The sequence below is a fragment of the Shinella sp. GW821-FHT11G07 genome (assembly GCF_058808115.1).
Map to the genome: position 1 here is coordinate 142,701 of NZ_JBXARJ010000016.1, position 16,606 is coordinate 159,306.

The following is a 16,606-nucleotide window of genomic DNA, read 5'->3' on the forward strand; positions in this document are numbered from 1 at the left end:
GCTCAGCTCCGTGCCGTGGTGGGCAGCAGCATCAGCCCCATGGCAAGAATGCCGAGGCCGACGCCGGCGACCTGGGTGCTGCTCAGCCGCTCGCCGAAGAACAGGAAGGCGATGACGTTGATGAGCAGCAGCTGGGTGATGGCGGAGAGCGAAACGGCAAGCCCAAGCCCGCCTTCGCGCATCAGCTTCAGCATCATCAGGTTGCCGACGATGTAGAGCGCCATGGACAGCAGCAGGTAGAGAATGTTCGTCGTGCCGACATAGGCGCGCGACGACGTTGCCGCGCCGATGAAGACGGCGGTCGCGCCGAACAGCCAGAGCACGAAGGAGAGCTTCATCAGACGTGCTCCTCGTAGCTGTGGCCCGCGCGCAGGCCCTCGCGCACACGATGGGCGATCTCGAGGAATTCCGGGGTCTCGCGGATGCCGAGAGGACGCTCCTTCGGCAGCGGCGAATCGATGATATCGGTGACGCGGCCGGGGCGGGGGCTCATGACGACGATCTTCGTCGAGAGATAGACGGCCTCGGGGATCGAGTGGGTGACGAAGCAGATCGTCTTCTGGGTCGCGGCCCAGAGTTTCAGGAGCTGTTCGTTGAGATGGTCGCGCACGATCTCGTCGAGCGCGCCGAAGGGCTCGTCCATCAGGAGCAGGTCGGCGTCGAAGGCAAGCGCGCGGGCGATCGACGCGCGCTGCTGCATGCCGCCGGAAAGCTGCCAGGGATATTTCTTGCCGAAGCCGGTGAGGTTGACGAGGTCGAGCGTGCGGGCGACGCGCGCCTTCTGTTCGTCACGCGAGTGACCCATGATTTCCAGCGGGAGCGCGATGTTCTTCTCGATTGTGCGCCAGGGATAAAGCGCTGCGGCCTGGAAGACGTAGCCATAGGCTCGACGCTTGCGGGCGTCTTCCGGTGACAGGCCATTGACGGTGATGGTGCCGGAGGTCGGTTTTTCCAGATCGGCGATGACGCGCAGGAACGTCGTCTTGCCGCAGCCGGAGGGGCCGATGAAGGAGACGAAATCGCCCTTTTCGACGGTCAGGTTGACGCCGGTCAGTGCCGTGACCGGGCCATCGGCGGTCTGGAAGGTGAGGCCGAGATCTTTTGCAGAAACAACGGTATCGGAGACGGGCATGCTGGTCATCTTTCGGCGCCCCGCACGGCGCGGTTTTCGGCAGACTGCATGTCCCTTCTCGGCATTGCAATCGGCATTGTCTGCAGTATCACTTTGGGCACGGAATTCTTTCGGGGGATGGAACGATGACGATGGAAACGAAGGCAGAATGCCGGGTGGTACGCCCGGGCAGCACCTATGACGGAAAGCAGGGGTTCAGCTATTTCGAGGGCATCGCCCGCGAGAGCGTTGGGGCGTCGGGCATCTGCATGCATCTCCTGACGATCCCGCCCGGCGGACGCGCCAAGGCACACATGCATGAAAGCCACGAGACCGCGATCTACATGCTCTCCGGTGAGGCGCATACCTGGTACGGCGAACGGCTGGAGAACCATGTGATCGTCAAGGCAGGCGAGATGTTCTACATCCCCGCCGGCGTGCCGCATCTGCCGGCCAATCTCTCGGACCAGCCGGCCTCGGCGGTCATCGCGAGGACAGATCCCCACGAGCAGGAGAGCGTGGTCCTTCTGCCGCATCTCGAGGCGCTGGTTTCGGTTTAAGGGGCGAGCGAAGGCGCCCCCCTCTGTCCTGCCGGACATCTCCACCACAAGGGGGGAGATTGGCTGGGAGCCATCGATTTCTCCCACGGGAAAGACGGTCTTTACCGCGGGCGTAGCCGGTAAGATCTGGCGAGACGGTGCAGCCTTTCGATCTTCCCTCTTGTGGTGGAGATGTCCGGCAGGACAGAGGGGGGTATATCTGCGCCCCTCAACCGTCATGTCTTGCACCGCATGATTGGCCCCCAGCGCGTGCCGTCCGGGAAGCTGATCGTGTAGCCGCCATTGTCCGGCGTCAGCGTCAGTTCATACGGCGTAACTTCCTCCATGCCCTCTTCGTGGCAGTCGGCGGCGACCGTCGTGGCAGCGCCGACCTGTTTGCCCTCACCTTTGAATTCGCAATAGGAGGCCGCAGTCGTCACGCCCTCCTTGTTCAGCAGGAAGAAGAAATCTGCACCGGAGGATTCACCGGTCGCTGCATAGTGGCAGCCTTCCGCGTCCCCATAATTGCCATCGACGATATCGCCCGCTGCCCCGGCCGGTCCGGCGAGCGCGATGCCGAGAAGAAGGATGGAGAAGGGGCGGCCGGGAGGCATCAGACCCCGCTCGCCGGAATGCCGCTGCGCTCCACCTTGCGCGGTGCGGTGATTTCCTTCCAGGTCGATAGCGCCTTGTTGACCGCAGTGAAGGGGTCGCGCTTGACGAACTGGCCGTGGCCCTCGCGCGTCTTCACGGTGCTCTCCTCGATGGCGACGACGCCGCGCGTCAGCGTGTAGCGCGGCAGGCCCACGACTTGCTTGCCTTCGAAGACGTTGTAGTCGATCGAGGACTGCTGGCTTTTCGCGGAGATGGTCTTCGAGCGCTTCGGGTCCCAGACGACGATATCCGCATCGGCGCCGACGAGGATCGCGCCTTTCTTCGGATAGACGTTGAGGATCTTGGCGATGTTCGTCGAAGTGACGGCGACGAACTCGTTCATGGTGAGGCGGCCGGTGTTGACGCCGTTGGTCCAGAGCATCGGCATGCGGTCTTCGAGGCCGCCGGTGCCGTTCGGGATCTTGCGGAAATCACCTGCACCCGTGCGCTTCTGGTCGGTCGTGAAGGCGCAATGGTCGGTTGCGACCACCTGCAGCGAACCGCTGGCAAGGCCGGCCCACAGCGAATCCTGGTGCTGCTTGTTGCGGAAGGGCGGGCTCATGACGCGGCGCGCCGAATGGTCCCAGTCTTTGTTGAAATATTCGCTCTCATCGAGCGTCAGGTGCTGGATCAGCGGCTCACCGTAGACGCGCATGCCGTTCTGGCGGGCGCGGCGGATGGCCTCGTGCGCCTGTTCGCAGGAGGTGTGCACGACATAGAGCGGGCTGCCTGCCATATCGGCGATGATGATGGCGCGGTTCGTCGCCTCGCCTTCGACGGAGGGCGGGCGCGAATAGGCGTGGCCTTCCGGGCCGTTGTTGCCCTCGTCCATCAGCTTCGTCTGCATGGCGGCGACGACGTCGCCATTTTCCGCATGAACGAGGGGTAGCGCGCCAAGCGCCGCGCAGCGCTGGAACGAGGCGAACATCTCGTCGTCGTTCACCATAAGCGCGCCCTTGTAGGCCATGAAGTGCTTGAAGGTGTTGATACCCTTTTCCTCGACGATCGCCTTCATCTCGTCGAACACCTGTTCGCCCCACCAGGTGACGGACATGTGGAAGGAATAGTCGCAGTTGGCGCGGGTCGACTTGTTGTCCCAGCGCTTCAGCGCGTCGAGCAGCGACTGGCCGGGATCGGGCAGGCAGAAATCGACCACCATGGTCGTGCCGCCGGCAAGCCCGGCGCGCGTGCCGCTTTCGAAATCATCCGCCGAATAGGTGCCCATGAACGGCATTTCGAGATGCACATGCGGATCGATGCCGCCCGGCATGACATAACAGCCCGCCGCATCCAGCACCTCGTCGCCCGAGAGATCCGGCCCGATCTCGATGATCTTCCCGCCGTCGATCTTGACGTCCGCCTTGTAGGTGAGGTCGGCGGTGACAATGGTGCCGCCCTTGATGACTGTGCTCATTTGGGCTTCCTCTTTGTAGCTTTGTTGACCGCCGCATCATTGGTTGAAGCGATTTCGAGGGCAAAAAATGTCTTCACCTGCGCCTGTAGCTCTGTGTCAAACACGCGCACTGTGTCGAAAAAGCTCTTTAGACGCGCGTGTTGATCTGGATTTTTTGCCCAAAATGACAGCTCAATTTCGAGGCAGGCCGACAGCAAGTCTCCCTCATAGTATGACGAGTACTGCATAGGATTTCTGCATATCGCATCGATCGCCAATGGAACGGTATATTCCAAGGCGATTTTCTGGCTTACGAGTTGGCGTAGGTCGCCAGCGTTTAAGTCTTTTATGGGTTTTTGCAGAGCCTTGTTGATACGTTCGATCATGCCCGTAGCGAAAGGCCCTTTTTCATCTGGCCACGCTAGATGCCAATTCAGGCTTCTCTCCAGGCGCATCGCGCTATCGCTCACTCCGCAATCCCCGCCGTTTCGATGACCGCATGGAGCAGCACATCGGCGCCGGCGGCGGCCCATTCCTTGGAGATTTCCTCCGCCTCGTTGTGCGAGAGGCCGCCGACGCAGGGGCACATGATCATCGTGGCGGGCGCCACCTTGGCGGCCCAGCAGGCGTCGTGGCCGGCGCCTGAGATGAGGTTCATGTGGCTGTAGCCGAGGTCTTCGGCGGCCTTGCGCACGGTGGCGACCAGTGTCGGGTCGAAGGTAATCGGGTCGAAATGGCCGACCGCCTCTACGGAACAGCCGACGCCGAGCGCTTCGCAGATTTTCGGGGCCTCCGCCTCGATACGGGTGCGCATACCGTCGAGCTTATTCTGGTCCGGCGAGCGGATGTCGACGGTGAAGACGACCTTGCCGGGCAGCACGTTGCGCGAATTCGGCGAGAAGAACACCTGGCCGACGCCGCCGACGGCGCCCGGCTGGTTTTCCATGGCGACCGTCTGCACCATTTCGAGGATGCGGGCCATGGCAAGGCCGGCATTGACGCGCAGGTTCATCGGCGTCGAGCCGGTATGCGCCTCGCGGCCGGTCAGCGTGAATTCCAGCCACCACAGGCCCTGACAGTGGGTGACGACGCCGATCTGCTTTTGCTCGGCTTCTAGGATCGGACCCTGTTCGATGTGATATTCGAAATAGGCGTGCATCTTGCGGGCGCCGACCTCTTCGTCGCCGACCCAGCCAATGCGCTTCAGCTCGTCGCCAAACGTCTTTCCGTCCGGATCCTTGCGGCTATAGGCGTAATCCTGCGTGTGCACGCCGGCAAAAACGCCGGAGGCGAGCATGGCCGGCGCGAAGCGGGCGCCTTCTTCGTTCGTCCAGTTGGTAACGACGATCGGATGTTGCGTCCTGATGCCGAGATCGTTCATGGAACGGATGACTTCGAGGCCGGCGAGCACGCCGAGCACGCCGTCATATTTGCCACCGGTCGGCTGGGTATCGAGGTGCGAGCCGACATAGACAGGCAGCGCCTCGGGGTCCGTGCCCGCGCGCGTCATGAACATGTTGCCCATCGTGTCGACGCCCATTGTCAGGCCCGCGCTATCGCACCATGCCTGGAACAGGCGGCGGCCTTCGGCGTCGGAATCGGTCAACGTCTGGCGATTGTTGCCGCCGGCAATGCCGGGGCCGATCTTCGCCATGTCCATGAGGGAATCCCACAGGCGGTCCGCGTTGACACGCATGTTTTCGCCAGGTGCGGCCATGTCGTATGCTCCCACGTCTTCGGGCTCTTGCAGCCTCAATCTGTTCCCACCGGGTGGCAGCGCGATTGTTTGTTTGCGCCTTCCGATCAGAGCAGTTGCCTTTACTTGATAACTGTCTGATAATTTGACCGGTTGGTAAACATTACAGCTTCCGTTGCGGCACTCAAGCCGAAAAACCAAAAAGCATTGGGGTGCGCTCAAGAAAATGGCGGCTGTTTAAACTGGTGAATTTGACGGCACTTTTCCGGTTCCACGGTCAAGGCCGGACCGGGGGGCACGATGGCATTACCGAGGGCGGCGAGGACTCAGCGACGCACGCGCATCCAGGAGGAGAAGGAGGAGCAAATCCTCGAGGCTGCGCTGGAGGTGTTTTCGTTGCATGGATTCCGCGGGGCAACCGTCGACCAGATCGCCGAAGTGGCCGGCATGTCCAAACCGAACCTGCTCTACTATTTCCGCACCAAGGAGGCGATGCATCGCTCGCTGATCAATCGCGTGCTCGATACCTGGCTCGACCCGCTGCGCGAGTTCAATGCGGAAGGCAATCCGGTATCGGAAATCCGCAGCTATATTCGCCGCAAGCTGGAAATGGCGCGGGATTTTCCGCGCGAAAGCCGGCTCTTCGCGAATGAAATCCTGCAAGGCGCGCCGAATATCGAGGACGAACTGAAGGGACCGCTGAAGTCATTGGTCGACGAGAAGGCGGAAGTCATTCGGGCCTGGGCGAAGGCGGGCAAGATCGCCAAATGCGATCCCTACCACCTGATCTTCTCGATCTGGTCGACGACCCAGCACTATGCCGACTTCGACGTGCAGGTGCGCGCGGTGCTCGGTCAGGATCATGCTGGCGAGGGGCGGTTCGAGGATGCGGCACGCTTCCTCGAACAGCTCTTCCTCAGCGGTCTCCACGTCAGCGAGCAGCCGGCGTAGTTTTCCCCTTCACCGGCTCCGTCTTCGGCTGACCGAACAGGCTGGCGACGATCTGCTCGCGTTCGCGCCAGAGTGCTGGCAAGGCAAGCAATGCGATGCAGACGACCGCAATGGTGGTCTTGGAGAGTTGCGACAGTTCCGGCGTGCGCCCGTCCACATAATAGACCGCATAGACGATGGCGACGTGCCAGACATAGACCTGCAGCGAATGGCGGCCGAGAAGGCGCAGGAAGCGGAGCGTGAAGACGGCGGTGACGCCGTTTGCCAGCCTGCGGACCCACATATTGTGGTGTTTCGGCCCGGCGATCAGCAGCCAGGTGAGGCCGATGGCGACGGCGGCGAAGTTTATCAGATAGACCGGCCCGAAATCCGCGCGAATTTCCATGGTCGCGAACTTGTCGAGCACAGACTGCGGCAGTAGATCCCAGGCCGTGATGATGCGCAGCGGCAGGAAGAACAGGCAGATGGCGAGCGCGGCCTTCGGCAGCAGCGTCTTTTCCGGCGCAAAAATCCGCCCCCAGTCGATCTTGTCCTGGGCGGTCATGGCGCCGATGACCATCGCGGAGAAGAAGACGATCTGCCAGCCGAGCATGTTGAAGCTGGCGCGGATACCTTGCTCGTCCGAACCCATGACGAAGCTGTTCAGGGGATCGGTCACGAAGCGTTGCAGGCCAAGCTGCGCCGCCATCCAGACGATCAGCGAACCTGCCAGCACATGCGCCCACTTTCCGCGCAGGCAGAGCCAGACGAGCGGCGGCGCAAACAGCATGTAGACGATATACTGCGGCAGGATGTCCATGAATGTCGGCTGGAACAGGAAGGTGGCAATCGCCGCCAGCCGCAGCGGCTGATCGAAGTTCGTGTAGCCGAGCCAATTGTACCAGAGCTTGTAGGCATCCGGCAGGACCATCTGCACGATGAGAACCGCCATCACCGTGCCCATCGCATAACGATAGAGCTCGAAGGCGCGGTTGCGCAGGAGCTGCCGGCCGGTTTCATAGCCCGACTTCAGCATCTTTCGCGCATAGACCATGCCGATCAGCAGGCCGGAGAGAAAGACGAACCCCTGTGCGTCCTCGACAAAGGCGAACTGGCGATGGTTGACCTCCATCATCCAGTAGCCACCGACAAAAATCAGGTGGTTGATCAGCATGAAGACGAGGAAATAGCCCCGCATGCCATCTATGATTTCAAATCGCTTCAAAATATGCGCTCCGTCGATACTCACCGTGCGCCCCAACGGGGGCCGCAACGCACGAGGCGGCGGATCGTTCCGAAAAAAATCAATCGGGCAGGAAGGCCATCAGGGCGAGGCCGCAGGCCGTGACGAGTGCGCCGGCGAGCACCGGCAGGCTCGCCCAGCCGTGACCAAGCAGACCTTCCAGCAGGATGATGAAGCTTGGCGTGAGGTAGCCATAGCCCAACACCTTCGAGGCCGGTAGGCGCATCGAGGCATATTGCAGGAGCAGGAAGGTAAAGGCCGTGGTGACGACGGCGAGATAGGCTAGGGCGGCGTAGACGGCCAGCGGCAAGGCGGAGAAATCCGTCTCAAGAAGGCCGCGAATGCCGGGTGGCACCAGCCAGAGTGCCGCGCCGACCGTCACCCAGAAGCCGAAGGCGACGGCGGGTTCGCCGCGGTCGAAGCGGCGAATCAGAGGCACGTAGAGGGCGTGGCAGATGACGCCCGCGAAGAAAATCATCTCGCCGGTGCCGATATCGAAGGACAGGATGGCGTCGATATTGCCGCGAAAGATCACCCAGACGGCGCCCGCGGCGGCGATGAGCAGGCCGGCAAGTACGCCCGGCCGGGTCTTCTGGCCGAGCACGGGCAGTGCGAAACCGGCGCTCAGCAGCGGCATCAGGGTGAAGACGGCGCCGGTCGCGATGGGGCTCGTGAACTCCAGCGCGGTGAACATGGTCAGCATGTAGATGGCGATGAGGCCACCGAGGAAGAGGAAGCGCCACACCTCTTTTGGCCAGACGGCCGGCACCTTGAAGGCGCCGAAGGCGAGCGCGGCCATGACGACGATCGTCAATATGTAGCGCCAGAGCGTCAGCGGTTCGGCGTCCATGTAGCGCGCCGCCAGCCCGCCGAAGGAGAAGGAACCGGCGATAAGCACCGAGAAGAGCAGCATGGCGAGATGGCCCTTGAGCTTTTCACGGCCCTTGGCATGATCGGAAAGGCCCACCCGGGCGGGCATACGTTTCGTCAAGAAAATCACCCTATTGTCTGCGGCGCGGTCGGGTCATAGACCGGTACGCGAGAGCGCGCCAGCCCCACATGAAAGCCGCAATCGCCGGCCATAGGCCGGCGACACAGCAGAGGACAAGTAGAGACGATGGCCATCGGCTTCAGGGACACCGACCGCAAGACGAGTGAATTGCTCGAAGACATCATCCACTCGATCAAGGGCGAGCACATCACGCTGCGCGATCTTTTATCGATGATGGGCGAAAGCGGCCTGCTGCTGCTCTGCGCCTTCCTGTCGTTGCCGTTTCTCTTTCCCGTATCCATTCCGGGCGTGTCTACAGTGTTCGGTGCCGGCATCGTGCTGATCAGTGCGGCGATCACGCTCAACCGGCTGCCCTGGCTGCCGCAAAAGGTCGCCGACCGGCGGCTGGAAAGCGGCAAGCTCCGGCCGGTGCTGGAGCGCGGGGTAAAATTCCTGCGCCGCTTCGACCGTTTCTTCAAGCCGCGGCTGACGGGTCTGACGGCCGGTGTGGTGATGAACCGCGTCAACGGCCTGGTGCTGATGGGGGCCGGCATTCTGCTCATGGCGCCGCTCGGCCTCATTCCCTTCTCCAACACGCTGCCCGGCGTCGCCATCCTGCTGCTCGCCGCCGGCATTTCGCAGCGCGACGGACTGGTGGTTCTCGGCGGCTACGTAATGGTCGTGCTGACGATCGTCTATTTTGCGGGGCTGGCGCTGCTGGCCTATAGCGCGGGGCAGAGTTTTAACGTCTTCGGGTGAGTTCCGGCTCGAGCGTTTCGGCCCGATCGCTGCAAATCAGCAAAGTCTCTCCGATGATTTAAATCGGCAGCACGGCGTCGGGCTTTACATCCCCCACGGATGCATAGGTGTGGGTTTCCCTTACACCGGGCAGAGGCAGGATCACCCGCTCCAGAAAGTCCTGAAACAGCGACATGTCGGCAATTCTCGCTTTGACGAGATAGTCAAAGCCGCCGATGACCATGTGGCATTCCAGAACTTCCGGCGCCTTCGAGATCGCATCGGAAAACCGCTCGAAAATATGCGGTGCCGTATGGTCGAGGCGGACCTGTATGAACACCACGGTGCCGCGGCCGATCTTTTTCGGATCGAGAATCGCCCTGACGGCCTTTACGTAACCCTCGCGAAACAGCCGCTTGACGCGTTGGCTGGCACCGGTCGGGGACAGGCCGACCCGGTTGGCCAGTTCGAGCGTGGTGCGACGTCCGTCTTCCTGAAGGAGCCTCAGCAGGCTGCGGTCGATCGTGTCGAGATCGGCGAGTTCATGATTCACGCTATTTCATCCATCGTATGGTGATTTTCACTTCGAATGCAGAAATTCAATATATTTAGCCACGCTTGATCGCGCAATAGCATGTGATTACCACGGGACAGTCCCGTTCCGCCAAGAGGGAGGCAAGCGTGCGTGTTGCGACGATCGCAGACTATGGTGGCAGCAAACGGCTGGCACTTCTGGCGGGAATTGTGTTCGTCGCGATCACCACCATCCAGTTCGTTGCCGCCCGCTTCAGCCTGCGGGAGCATCTGACGGCGGCCGATATCGTGAGCCTGCGATTTGTCGGCGCTGCCCTCGTCTTTTTGCCGGTGTTATGGACCACTGGCACCGGAAAGCTGAGGGCGCTCGGCTGGCGGAAGGCCGTTCTTTTGGCCCTTTTGACGGGTTTGCCCTATCCGCTGATCATCAATCAGGGGCTTACCTATGCACCGGCGAGCCACGCCGCCGCCCTGTCGCCCGCCTCCATCCTGTTCTTCTCCTTCGTGTTCTCGCGCATCGTCTTCAAGGACAAGGTATCCGGCGCGCGCAAGGTCGGCATTGCCGCGGTCATCGCCGGATTGCTGCTGTTCGTTTTCCACGCAGGCGCCGTCGCGGGCGACACGTTGCGCGGCGATTTGTTGTTTGCGGGATCGGGGATCATGTTTGCGGTCTATGCGGTGCTGGTGAGGCTCTGGTCGCTCGATGCGGTGACCACGACCATCGCCGTCGTCCTCTTCTCCTGCCTGCCGCTTCCTCTGCTGCACGCTCTGGCGCCGAGCGGACTGGCAACGGCATCCATGGCCGAGATCGCCACGCAATTGGTGATCCAGGGTTTTCTTGCCGGTGCGGTTGCGGTGGTGCTCTACACCTACGTCGTTCGTCAACTGGGCCCGCAACAGGCTTCGCTGTTCATGCCGTGCATTCCGGTGGCGACGGCGGTGGCGGGCATGGTTGTGCTCGGTGAAACACTGACGCCTTCCCAGATCATCGCAATCGCCAGCATAACATTTGGAATGGTCTTCCCGATCTTGAGAAAACGCTGACTTCCTTGCCATTCTCCTCACGAAGCTCGATCGCAGAACGTGATGTCCTGCGATCGATTTTGCGAGAGAAGGTTACTCCGCTGCCTGTTTGGCCATCGGGTTGTTCGGGTGCGTCGTCCAGTTGGCGTAGTTCGGATCGACCACCTTGCCAGTGCGCTGGTCCAGCACGCCGGGTTCGAGACCGACCATGGTGATGCAGTTTTCGACCGGGCAGACGTTGACGCAGAGATTGCAGCCGACGCATTCGTCTTCCATCACCTCGAAGTGTCTCACGCCATCGACGAACTGCGTGATCGCCTGGTGGGAGGTGTCCTCGCAGGCGATGTGGCAGCGGCCGCACTTGATGCAGGCATCCTGGTCGATATGGGCCTTGGCGATGTAGTTGAGGTTGAGATACTGCCAGTCGGTGACATTCGGCACGGCGCGGCCGCAGATGTCATCAAGGTCGCGGTGGCCCTTGGCGTCCATCCAGCTCGACAGACCGGTGATCATTTCCTGCACGATCTTGAAGCCATAGGTCATGGCCGCGGTGCAGACCTGCACGTTTCCGGCGCCGAGCACCAGGAATTCGGCGGCATCCCGCCATGTGGTGATGCCACCGATGCCGGAGATTGGCAGGCCATAGGTTTCCGGGTCGCGGGCGATCTCGGCCACCATGTTGAGCGCGATCGGCTTCACTGCCGGGCCGCAATAGCCGCCATGGGTGCCCTTGCCGCCGACCGTCGGGTTCGGGGCAAAATTGTCGAGATCGACGGAGACGATCGAGTTGATCGTGTTGATCAGCGACACGGCATCGGTTCCACCGGCCTTGGCGGCGCGGGCGGGCTTGCGCACATCGGTGATGTTCGGCGTCAGCTTGGTGATGACCGGCATGCGCGTGTACTGCTTGCACCAGCGCACGACCATTTCGATATATTCCGGCACCTGGCCGACGGCGGCCCCCATGCCGCGCTCGGACATGCCGTGCGGACAGCCGAAGTTGAGCTCGATGCCGTCGGCGCCGGTCTCTTCCACCAGCGGCAGGATCGCCTTCCAGCTCTCCTCCTCGCAGGGCACCATGATCGAGGCGATGAGCGCCCTGTCCGGCCAGTTCATCTTGACCTGCTTCATTTCGCGCAGGTTGGTGTAGAGGTCGCGGTCGGTGATGAGCTCGATGTTGTTCAAGCCGAGAAGCCGGCGGTCGGCGCCCCAGATCGCGCCATAGCGCGGTCCGTTGACGTTGACGACCGGCGGGCCTTCCTCGCCGAGCGTCTTCCAGACCACGCCGCCCCAGCCCGCCTTGAAGGCGCGCTCGACATTGTAGGCCTTGTCGGTCGGCGGCGCGGAGGCGAGCCAGAACGGGTTGGGCGATTTGATGCCGACGAAATTGTTGCGAAGATCAGCCATGTCTCATCTCCCTCAAGCGACGGCAACGGCGGGCTGCGCACCGGCAGCCAGCATGCGGTTTATGGAATCGGCGGCATCGCGCCCCTGGGCGACGGAGGTGACCGTCAGGTCCTCGCCGGCCTTCACGCAGTCGCCACCCGCCCAGACATTGGGAACCGAGGTGCGACCTTCGGAATCGATGACGATCCGGCCGCCGGACATGGCAAGCGAACCGAGGCCCGAGGCCTCGAAACTCTGCCCGATCGCCTTGAAGACCTGGTCAGCTGCCAGCACACCGGTCTCGCCGGTGCCGGTCAACGTGCCATCGCGCATCTCGGTATATTCCACCTCGATGCCGGCAACATGCCCATCCTTGGCGATGACGCGCTTCGGCTGCAGCCAGTGGCGGATCATCACGCCCTTGGAAGCGGCAAGATCCTGCTCGAACGGCGAGGCGTTCATATGCTCCTTGCCGCGGCGGTAGCAGATCGTCACTTCCTCTGCGCCGAGCAGTTTGGCCTGCACGGCGGCGTCGATTGCCGTCATGCCGCCGCCGATGACGACGACACGGCGGCCGACCGGGATGGCGGCTTTGTCCTCGGCCTGGCGTAGTTCCGCGATGAAATCGACGGCATCAACCACTCCCGGCAAGGTTTCGCCTTCGGCGCGCAGTGCGTTGACGCCGGCAAGGCCCATGCCGAGGAAGACGGCGTCGAAATTGGCGGTAAGGTCGGCGAGCGTGAAGTCGCGGCCAAGTTTCAGGCCGTTCTTCACCTCGATGCCGCCGATCGCCAGCACGTAATCGACTTCCTTCTGGGCGAAATCGTCGACCGTCTTGTAGGTGGCGATGCCGTATTCGTTGAGGCCGCCGGCCTTTTCGCGGGCATCGAAGACCACGACGTCATGGCCGTTCATGGCAAGGCGATGGGCGCTGGCAAGGCCTGCCGGGCCGGCGCCGACAACGGCGACGGCCTTGCCGGTACGCTCGGCGCGCTCGTAGAAATGTTTGTTCTCCGTCATCGCGACGTCTGTCGCGTAGCGTTGCAGGCGGCCGATTTCCACGGGGCGGTGCTCGGCGGTGTTGCGCACGCAGGCCTGTTCGCACAGAGTTTCGGTGGGACAGACGCGCGCGCACATGCCACCTAAAATGTTCTGGTCGAAGATGGTCTTCGCCGAGCCGATCGGATTGCCCGTCGAAATCTGGCGAATGAACAGCGGAATATCGATGGAGGTGGGACAGGCCGTCATGCACGGCGCGTCATGACAGAAGTAGCAGCGGTCGGCTGCGACCAGCGCCTCATGATCGTCGAGGCGCGGGTGGAGGTCGGAAAAGTTCGTCTCGTATTCGGCAGGCGCAAGACGCCCCCGATGAATCCCAGATTGCGTCGTTCCCATGTTATTCTCCCATTCGCGTGGGCTTTTGAATGACAGAACGGTAACTCAGGTTTATTTTTTTATCAAACGGTAAAATTTCAAATGAAATGCCGGTTTCTCAGGTGGTTCAGCGCAGAAAAACATGAGATTTTTGGTTATGTTTTTCTTTCGGCGAGGAGGCCGGGCGTCGAAGGCTGTTCTTGCCGCGGCATCATGTGGCGTTTGACAGATGACCCGAAAAGATGCAGCAAATCGTGTGAAACAAGCGGGGAATATAATGGCGAAGCGGACGGAAACAGCCGGGCGGCTGGATGATGCGGCGAGGGCCGGCTGGCTCTACTACGTCGCGGGCCGCACGCAGGACGAGATCGCCTCCGCCATGGGCATTTCGCGTCAGTCGGCACAACGCCTGGTTTCGCTCGCCGTTGCCGAACGACTGATCAAGGTGCGCCTCGACCACCCGATTGCCGAATGCCTGGAACTGGGCGAAGCGCTGCGCAAGAAATTCGCGCTGGTGCATGTCGATATCGTGCCGAGCGATCCGGGCTCCTCGTCCACGACGATCGGCATTGCGGAAGCGGGTGCAGCGGAAATCGAGCGCTGGCTCAAGAAGAGCGATCCAATCGTACTCGCCGTCGGGACGGGGCGAACGCTGAAAGCGGCGATCGACCAGCTGCCGACGATGGAATGTCCGCAGCACCGTATCATGTCGCTGACCGGCAATATCGGCCCGGACGGTTCGGCTGCCTATTACAACGTCATCTTCTCGATGGCCGATGCGGTCAAGGCGCGGCACTATCCGATGCCGCTGCCGGTGCTCGTCTCCTCCACCGAAGAGCGCGACCTCCTGCACAAGCAGAGCCTCGTACAATCAACCCTGCGGCTCGGCCGCGAAGCCGACGTCGCCTTTGTCGGTATCGGCGAACTCGGCGCGGATGCGCCGCTCTGCCTCGACGGCTTCCTCGATCCGGAGGAAATGGCGCGGCTGATGGAGGAGGGCGCCGCGGGCGAGATCTGCGGCTGGATGTTCGACCGCAACGGCAAGCTGCTCGACAACAGCATCAACGAGCGCGTCGCCTCGGTGCCGCTGCCGCCGCGCGAGACGACGACGGTCATCGGCCTCGCCAAGGGCAAACGCAAACATCTTGCCCTCCTTGCGGCTCTCCGCGGCGGCATGATCAACGGTGTCATCACCGACGAGTCGACGGCGCGTTACCTGCTTTCGGCCTGACGCAGGCGCTTCCGGCCGCGTCGAAGCCTATCCACCTCACAGAAATTTCCTAGGAGATTCAAGGCCTGCTGCCGCGCTTTGTGCGATGCAGCAACGATTGATCGTTGACTTCTCACGGCATTATGTGGGTAATTGCCCATGAGCGAAGCAAATGCTCAAAACCCTTCTGGGAGGAAGACGATGAATTTGAAAACCCTTCTGCTGGGCACCTGCTCGGCTGCTCTCCTGTGCGGTATCGCCAACGCCGAAACGCTCACCATCGCGACGGTCAACAACGGCGACATGGTCCGCATGCAGGGGCTGACGGAAGCCTTCACGACGAAGAACCCGGACATTCAGCTCGAATGGGTCACGCTCGAGGAAAACGTCCTGCGCGAACGCGTCACGACCGACATCGCGACGAAGGGCGGCCAGTACGACATCATGACGATCGGTACCTATGAAGTTCCGATCTGGGCAAAGCAGAACTGGCTGGTGCCGCTCGACAATCTCGGCGCCGACTACGACGTCGACGACCTGCTGCCGGCCATCCGCTCGGGTCTCACCGGCGAAGACGGCAAGCTCTATGCTGCGCCGTTCTACGGCGAAAGCTCGATGGTCATGTACCGCAAGGACCTGATGGAAAAGGCCGGGCTCACCATGCCCGACGCCCCGACCTGGGAGTTCATCGGTGAAGCGGCCCGCAAGATGACCGACCGCGCTGCCGGCATCAACGGCATCTGCCTTCGCGGCAAGGCCGGCTGGGGCGAGAACATGGCGTTCCTGACCGCCACGTCCAATGCCTTCGGCGCCCGCTGGTTCGACGAGAGCTGGAAGCCCCAGTTCGATCAGCCGGAATGGAAGAACACGCTCGACATGTACGTCAAGCTGATGAACGACGCCGGCCCGCAGGGCGCGTCCTCCAACGGCTTCAACGAGAACCTGGCGCTCTTCCAGCAGGGCAATTGCGGCATGTGGATCGACGCCACGGTCGCGGCGTCCTTCGTATCGAACCCGAAGGAATCGACGGTCGCCGACAAGGTCGGTTATGCACTGGCTCCCGATACGGGCCTCGGCAAGCGCGGCAACTGGCTCTGGGCCTGGAACCTCGCCATCCCGGCAGGCTCGCAGAAGACCGAAGCGGCTGAGAAGTTCATTGCCTGGGCAACCAGCAAGGAATACGCCGCACTGGTCGCCGAGAAGGAAGGCTGGGCAAACGTGCCTCCGGGTACGCGCTCTTCGCTCTACGCGAATGCGGAATACCAGAAGGCAGCCCCCTTCGCGAAGATGACGCTTGACTCGATCAATGCCGCCGACCCGAAGAACCCGGCCGTCAAGCCGGTGCCCTATGTCGGCGTGCAGTTCGTGGCGATCCCGGAATTCCAGGGTCTCGGCACGACGGTCGGCCAGCTCTTCTCGGCAGCGCTCGCCGGCCAGATGACGGTCGATGATGCACTCGCCCAGGCGCAGCAGGTCACGACACGCGAAATGACCCGCGCCGGCTACATCAAGTAAAAAACCTCCTCCCCAAGGACGGGCTGCCCGGGATGCGTTCCGGGCAGCCGAAAATGGGGTCTTTGCATCCGGCGCGGCCAGTCTGGCACCGGAACTGCAAAAATGTGTGACAATAACACTTGGGCTCGGTCCGATGGGGATGCGATGCCTGTCCGGCGCGGGGAGCAGCCGGCGAAAAGGGAGGTCACGATAATGGCGACTGCGAACACGCGTGGATTGGCGCGGCTGATGTTGGCGCCCTCGGTTGGGTTGTTGTTGGTTTGGATGAT

The 16,606-nt window shown here is 62.0% G+C and carries 18 protein-coding genes; 6 read left to right on the forward strand and 12 right to left on the reverse strand.

All coding sequences use genetic code 11. From position 1 onward, the window contains the following. Window positions 1-2 precede the first annotated feature (2 nt). Both AC1RT2_RS26230 and AC1RT2_RS26235 read right to left on the reverse strand, forming a co-directional pair. Window positions 3-338, reverse strand: a complete 336-nt coding sequence (locus AC1RT2_RS26230) for a hypothetical protein (RefSeq protein WP_069057880.1) — start codon at window positions 336-338, stop codon at window positions 3-5. Further along, a complete protein-coding gene (locus AC1RT2_RS26235) occupies window positions 338-1,141 on the reverse strand; it encodes an ABC transporter ATP-binding protein (protein ID WP_069057881.1) in 804 nt (267 codons plus the stop codon). The genes AC1RT2_RS26230 and AC1RT2_RS26235 overlap by 1 nt, the downstream gene beginning before the upstream one ends. A gap of 116 nt (window positions 1,142-1,257) precedes the next feature. Between AC1RT2_RS26235 and AC1RT2_RS26240 the strand changes: the two genes are divergently transcribed. After that, on the forward strand, window positions 1,258-1,671 hold the full coding sequence (locus AC1RT2_RS26240) for a cupin domain-containing protein (protein ID WP_493106700.1): 414 nt from the start codon (window positions 1,258-1,260) through the stop codon (window positions 1,669-1,671). 215 nt (window positions 1,672-1,886) lie between these two features. On the opposite strand, the gene AC1RT2_RS26245 is transcribed toward AC1RT2_RS26240, so the two are convergent. From AC1RT2_RS26245 to AC1RT2_RS26260, 4 genes are read right to left on the reverse strand one after another with little or no spacing between them, the layout of a single operon-like run. Then, entirely contained in the window at window positions 1,887-2,264 is a 378-nt protein-coding gene (locus tag AC1RT2_RS26245) for a hypothetical protein (protein WP_493106702.1), read from the reverse strand. After that, complete coding sequence (hydA, locus tag AC1RT2_RS26250) at window positions 2,264-3,718, reverse strand: dihydropyrimidinase (RefSeq protein WP_493106703.1); 1,455 nt, start codon at window positions 3,716-3,718, stop codon at window positions 2,264-2,266. Before hydA ends, AC1RT2_RS26245 begins: the two co-directional genes overlap by 1 nt. Continuing rightward, entirely contained in the window at window positions 3,715-4,167 is a 453-nt protein-coding gene (locus AC1RT2_RS26255; RefSeq protein ID WP_150129837.1) for a contact-dependent growth inhibition system immunity protein, read from the reverse strand. The genes hydA and AC1RT2_RS26255 overlap by 4 nt, the downstream gene beginning before the upstream one ends. Then, window positions 4,164-5,414 carry a Zn-dependent hydrolase gene (locus AC1RT2_RS26260; RefSeq protein WP_493106705.1) on the reverse strand — a complete coding sequence of 417 codons (1,251 nt, stop codon included), beginning with the start codon at window positions 5,412-5,414 and terminating at the stop codon, window positions 4,164-4,166. The genes AC1RT2_RS26255 and AC1RT2_RS26260 overlap by 4 nt, the downstream gene beginning before the upstream one ends. A gap of 279 nt (window positions 5,415-5,693) precedes the next feature. Between AC1RT2_RS26260 and AC1RT2_RS26265 the strand changes: the two genes are divergently transcribed. After that, the gene (locus AC1RT2_RS26265) at window positions 5,694-6,344 is read left to right on the forward strand and encodes a TetR family transcriptional regulator C-terminal domain-containing protein (protein WP_493106707.1); all 651 of its coding nucleotides are present in this window, start codon (window positions 5,694-5,696) and stop codon (window positions 6,342-6,344) included. Here the strand turns inward: AC1RT2_RS26265 and AC1RT2_RS26270 are convergent. Together AC1RT2_RS26270 and AC1RT2_RS26275 are read right to left on the reverse strand one after the other, a co-directional pair. Further along, on the reverse strand, window positions 6,325-7,548 hold the full coding sequence (locus AC1RT2_RS26270; protein ID WP_493106709.1) for an OpgC family protein: 1,224 nt from the start codon (window positions 7,546-7,548) through the stop codon (window positions 6,325-6,327). The two genes, AC1RT2_RS26265 and AC1RT2_RS26270, sit on opposite strands and share 20 nt — an antisense overlap. A 79-nt stretch (window positions 7,549-7,627) precedes the next feature. After that, window positions 7,628-8,557 carry a DMT family transporter gene (locus AC1RT2_RS26275; RefSeq protein ID WP_493106711.1) on the reverse strand — a complete coding sequence of 310 codons (930 nt, stop codon included), beginning with the start codon at window positions 8,555-8,557 and terminating at the stop codon, window positions 7,628-7,630. 126 nt (window positions 8,558-8,683) lie between these two features. On the opposite strand from AC1RT2_RS26275, the gene AC1RT2_RS26280 reads away from it, so the two are divergent. Further along, window positions 8,684-9,316 carry an exopolysaccharide biosynthesis protein gene (locus tag AC1RT2_RS26280; protein WP_493106713.1) on the forward strand — a complete coding sequence of 211 codons (633 nt, stop codon included), beginning with the start codon at window positions 8,684-8,686 and terminating at the stop codon, window positions 9,314-9,316. A 58-nt stretch (window positions 9,317-9,374) separates the two neighbouring features. Here the strand turns inward: AC1RT2_RS26280 and AC1RT2_RS26285 are convergent, their stop codons facing one another. Further along, on the reverse strand, window positions 9,375-9,848 hold the full coding sequence (locus AC1RT2_RS26285) for an Lrp/AsnC family transcriptional regulator (RefSeq protein ID WP_444796640.1): 474 nt from the start codon (window positions 9,846-9,848) through the stop codon (window positions 9,375-9,377). Between the two features lie 128 nt (window positions 9,849-9,976). On the opposite strand from AC1RT2_RS26285, the gene AC1RT2_RS26290 reads away from it, so the two are divergent. After that, window positions 9,977-10,873, forward strand: a complete 897-nt coding sequence (locus AC1RT2_RS26290) for a DMT family transporter (protein ID WP_493106715.1) — start codon at window positions 9,977-9,979, stop codon at window positions 10,871-10,873. A gap of 72 nt (window positions 10,874-10,945) precedes the next feature. Here AC1RT2_RS26290 and preA read toward each other — a convergent pair whose 3' ends face one another. After that, complete coding sequence (gene preA / locus AC1RT2_RS26295) at window positions 10,946-12,259, reverse strand: NAD-dependent dihydropyrimidine dehydrogenase subunit PreA (RefSeq protein ID WP_069057892.1); 1,314 nt, start codon at window positions 12,257-12,259, stop codon at window positions 10,946-10,948. Between the two features lie 12 nt (window positions 12,260-12,271). Then, entirely contained in the window at window positions 12,272-13,633 is a 1,362-nt protein-coding gene (locus AC1RT2_RS26300; protein WP_160862525.1) for an NAD(P)-dependent oxidoreductase, read from the reverse strand. Window positions 13,634-13,889: 256 nt separating this feature from the next. Here AC1RT2_RS26300 and AC1RT2_RS26305 point away from each other — a divergent pair, with 256 nt between their 5' ends. Continuing rightward, entirely contained in the window at window positions 13,890-14,843 is a 954-nt protein-coding gene (locus AC1RT2_RS26305) for a sugar-binding transcriptional regulator (RefSeq protein ID WP_069057894.1), read from the forward strand. Between the two features lie 180 nt (window positions 14,844-15,023). Then, window positions 15,024-16,337: an ABC transporter substrate-binding protein gene (locus tag AC1RT2_RS26310; protein WP_069057895.1), complete on the forward strand. Its 1,314-nt coding sequence runs from the start codon at window positions 15,024-15,026 to the stop codon at window positions 16,335-16,337. On the opposite strand, the gene AC1RT2_RS26315 is transcribed toward AC1RT2_RS26310, so the two are convergent. Beyond that, the coding region (locus AC1RT2_RS26315) for a hypothetical protein (RefSeq protein WP_493106732.1) at window positions 16,325-16,606 on the reverse strand (282 nt) is incomplete at its 5' end. The two genes, AC1RT2_RS26310 and AC1RT2_RS26315, sit on opposite strands and share 13 nt — an antisense overlap.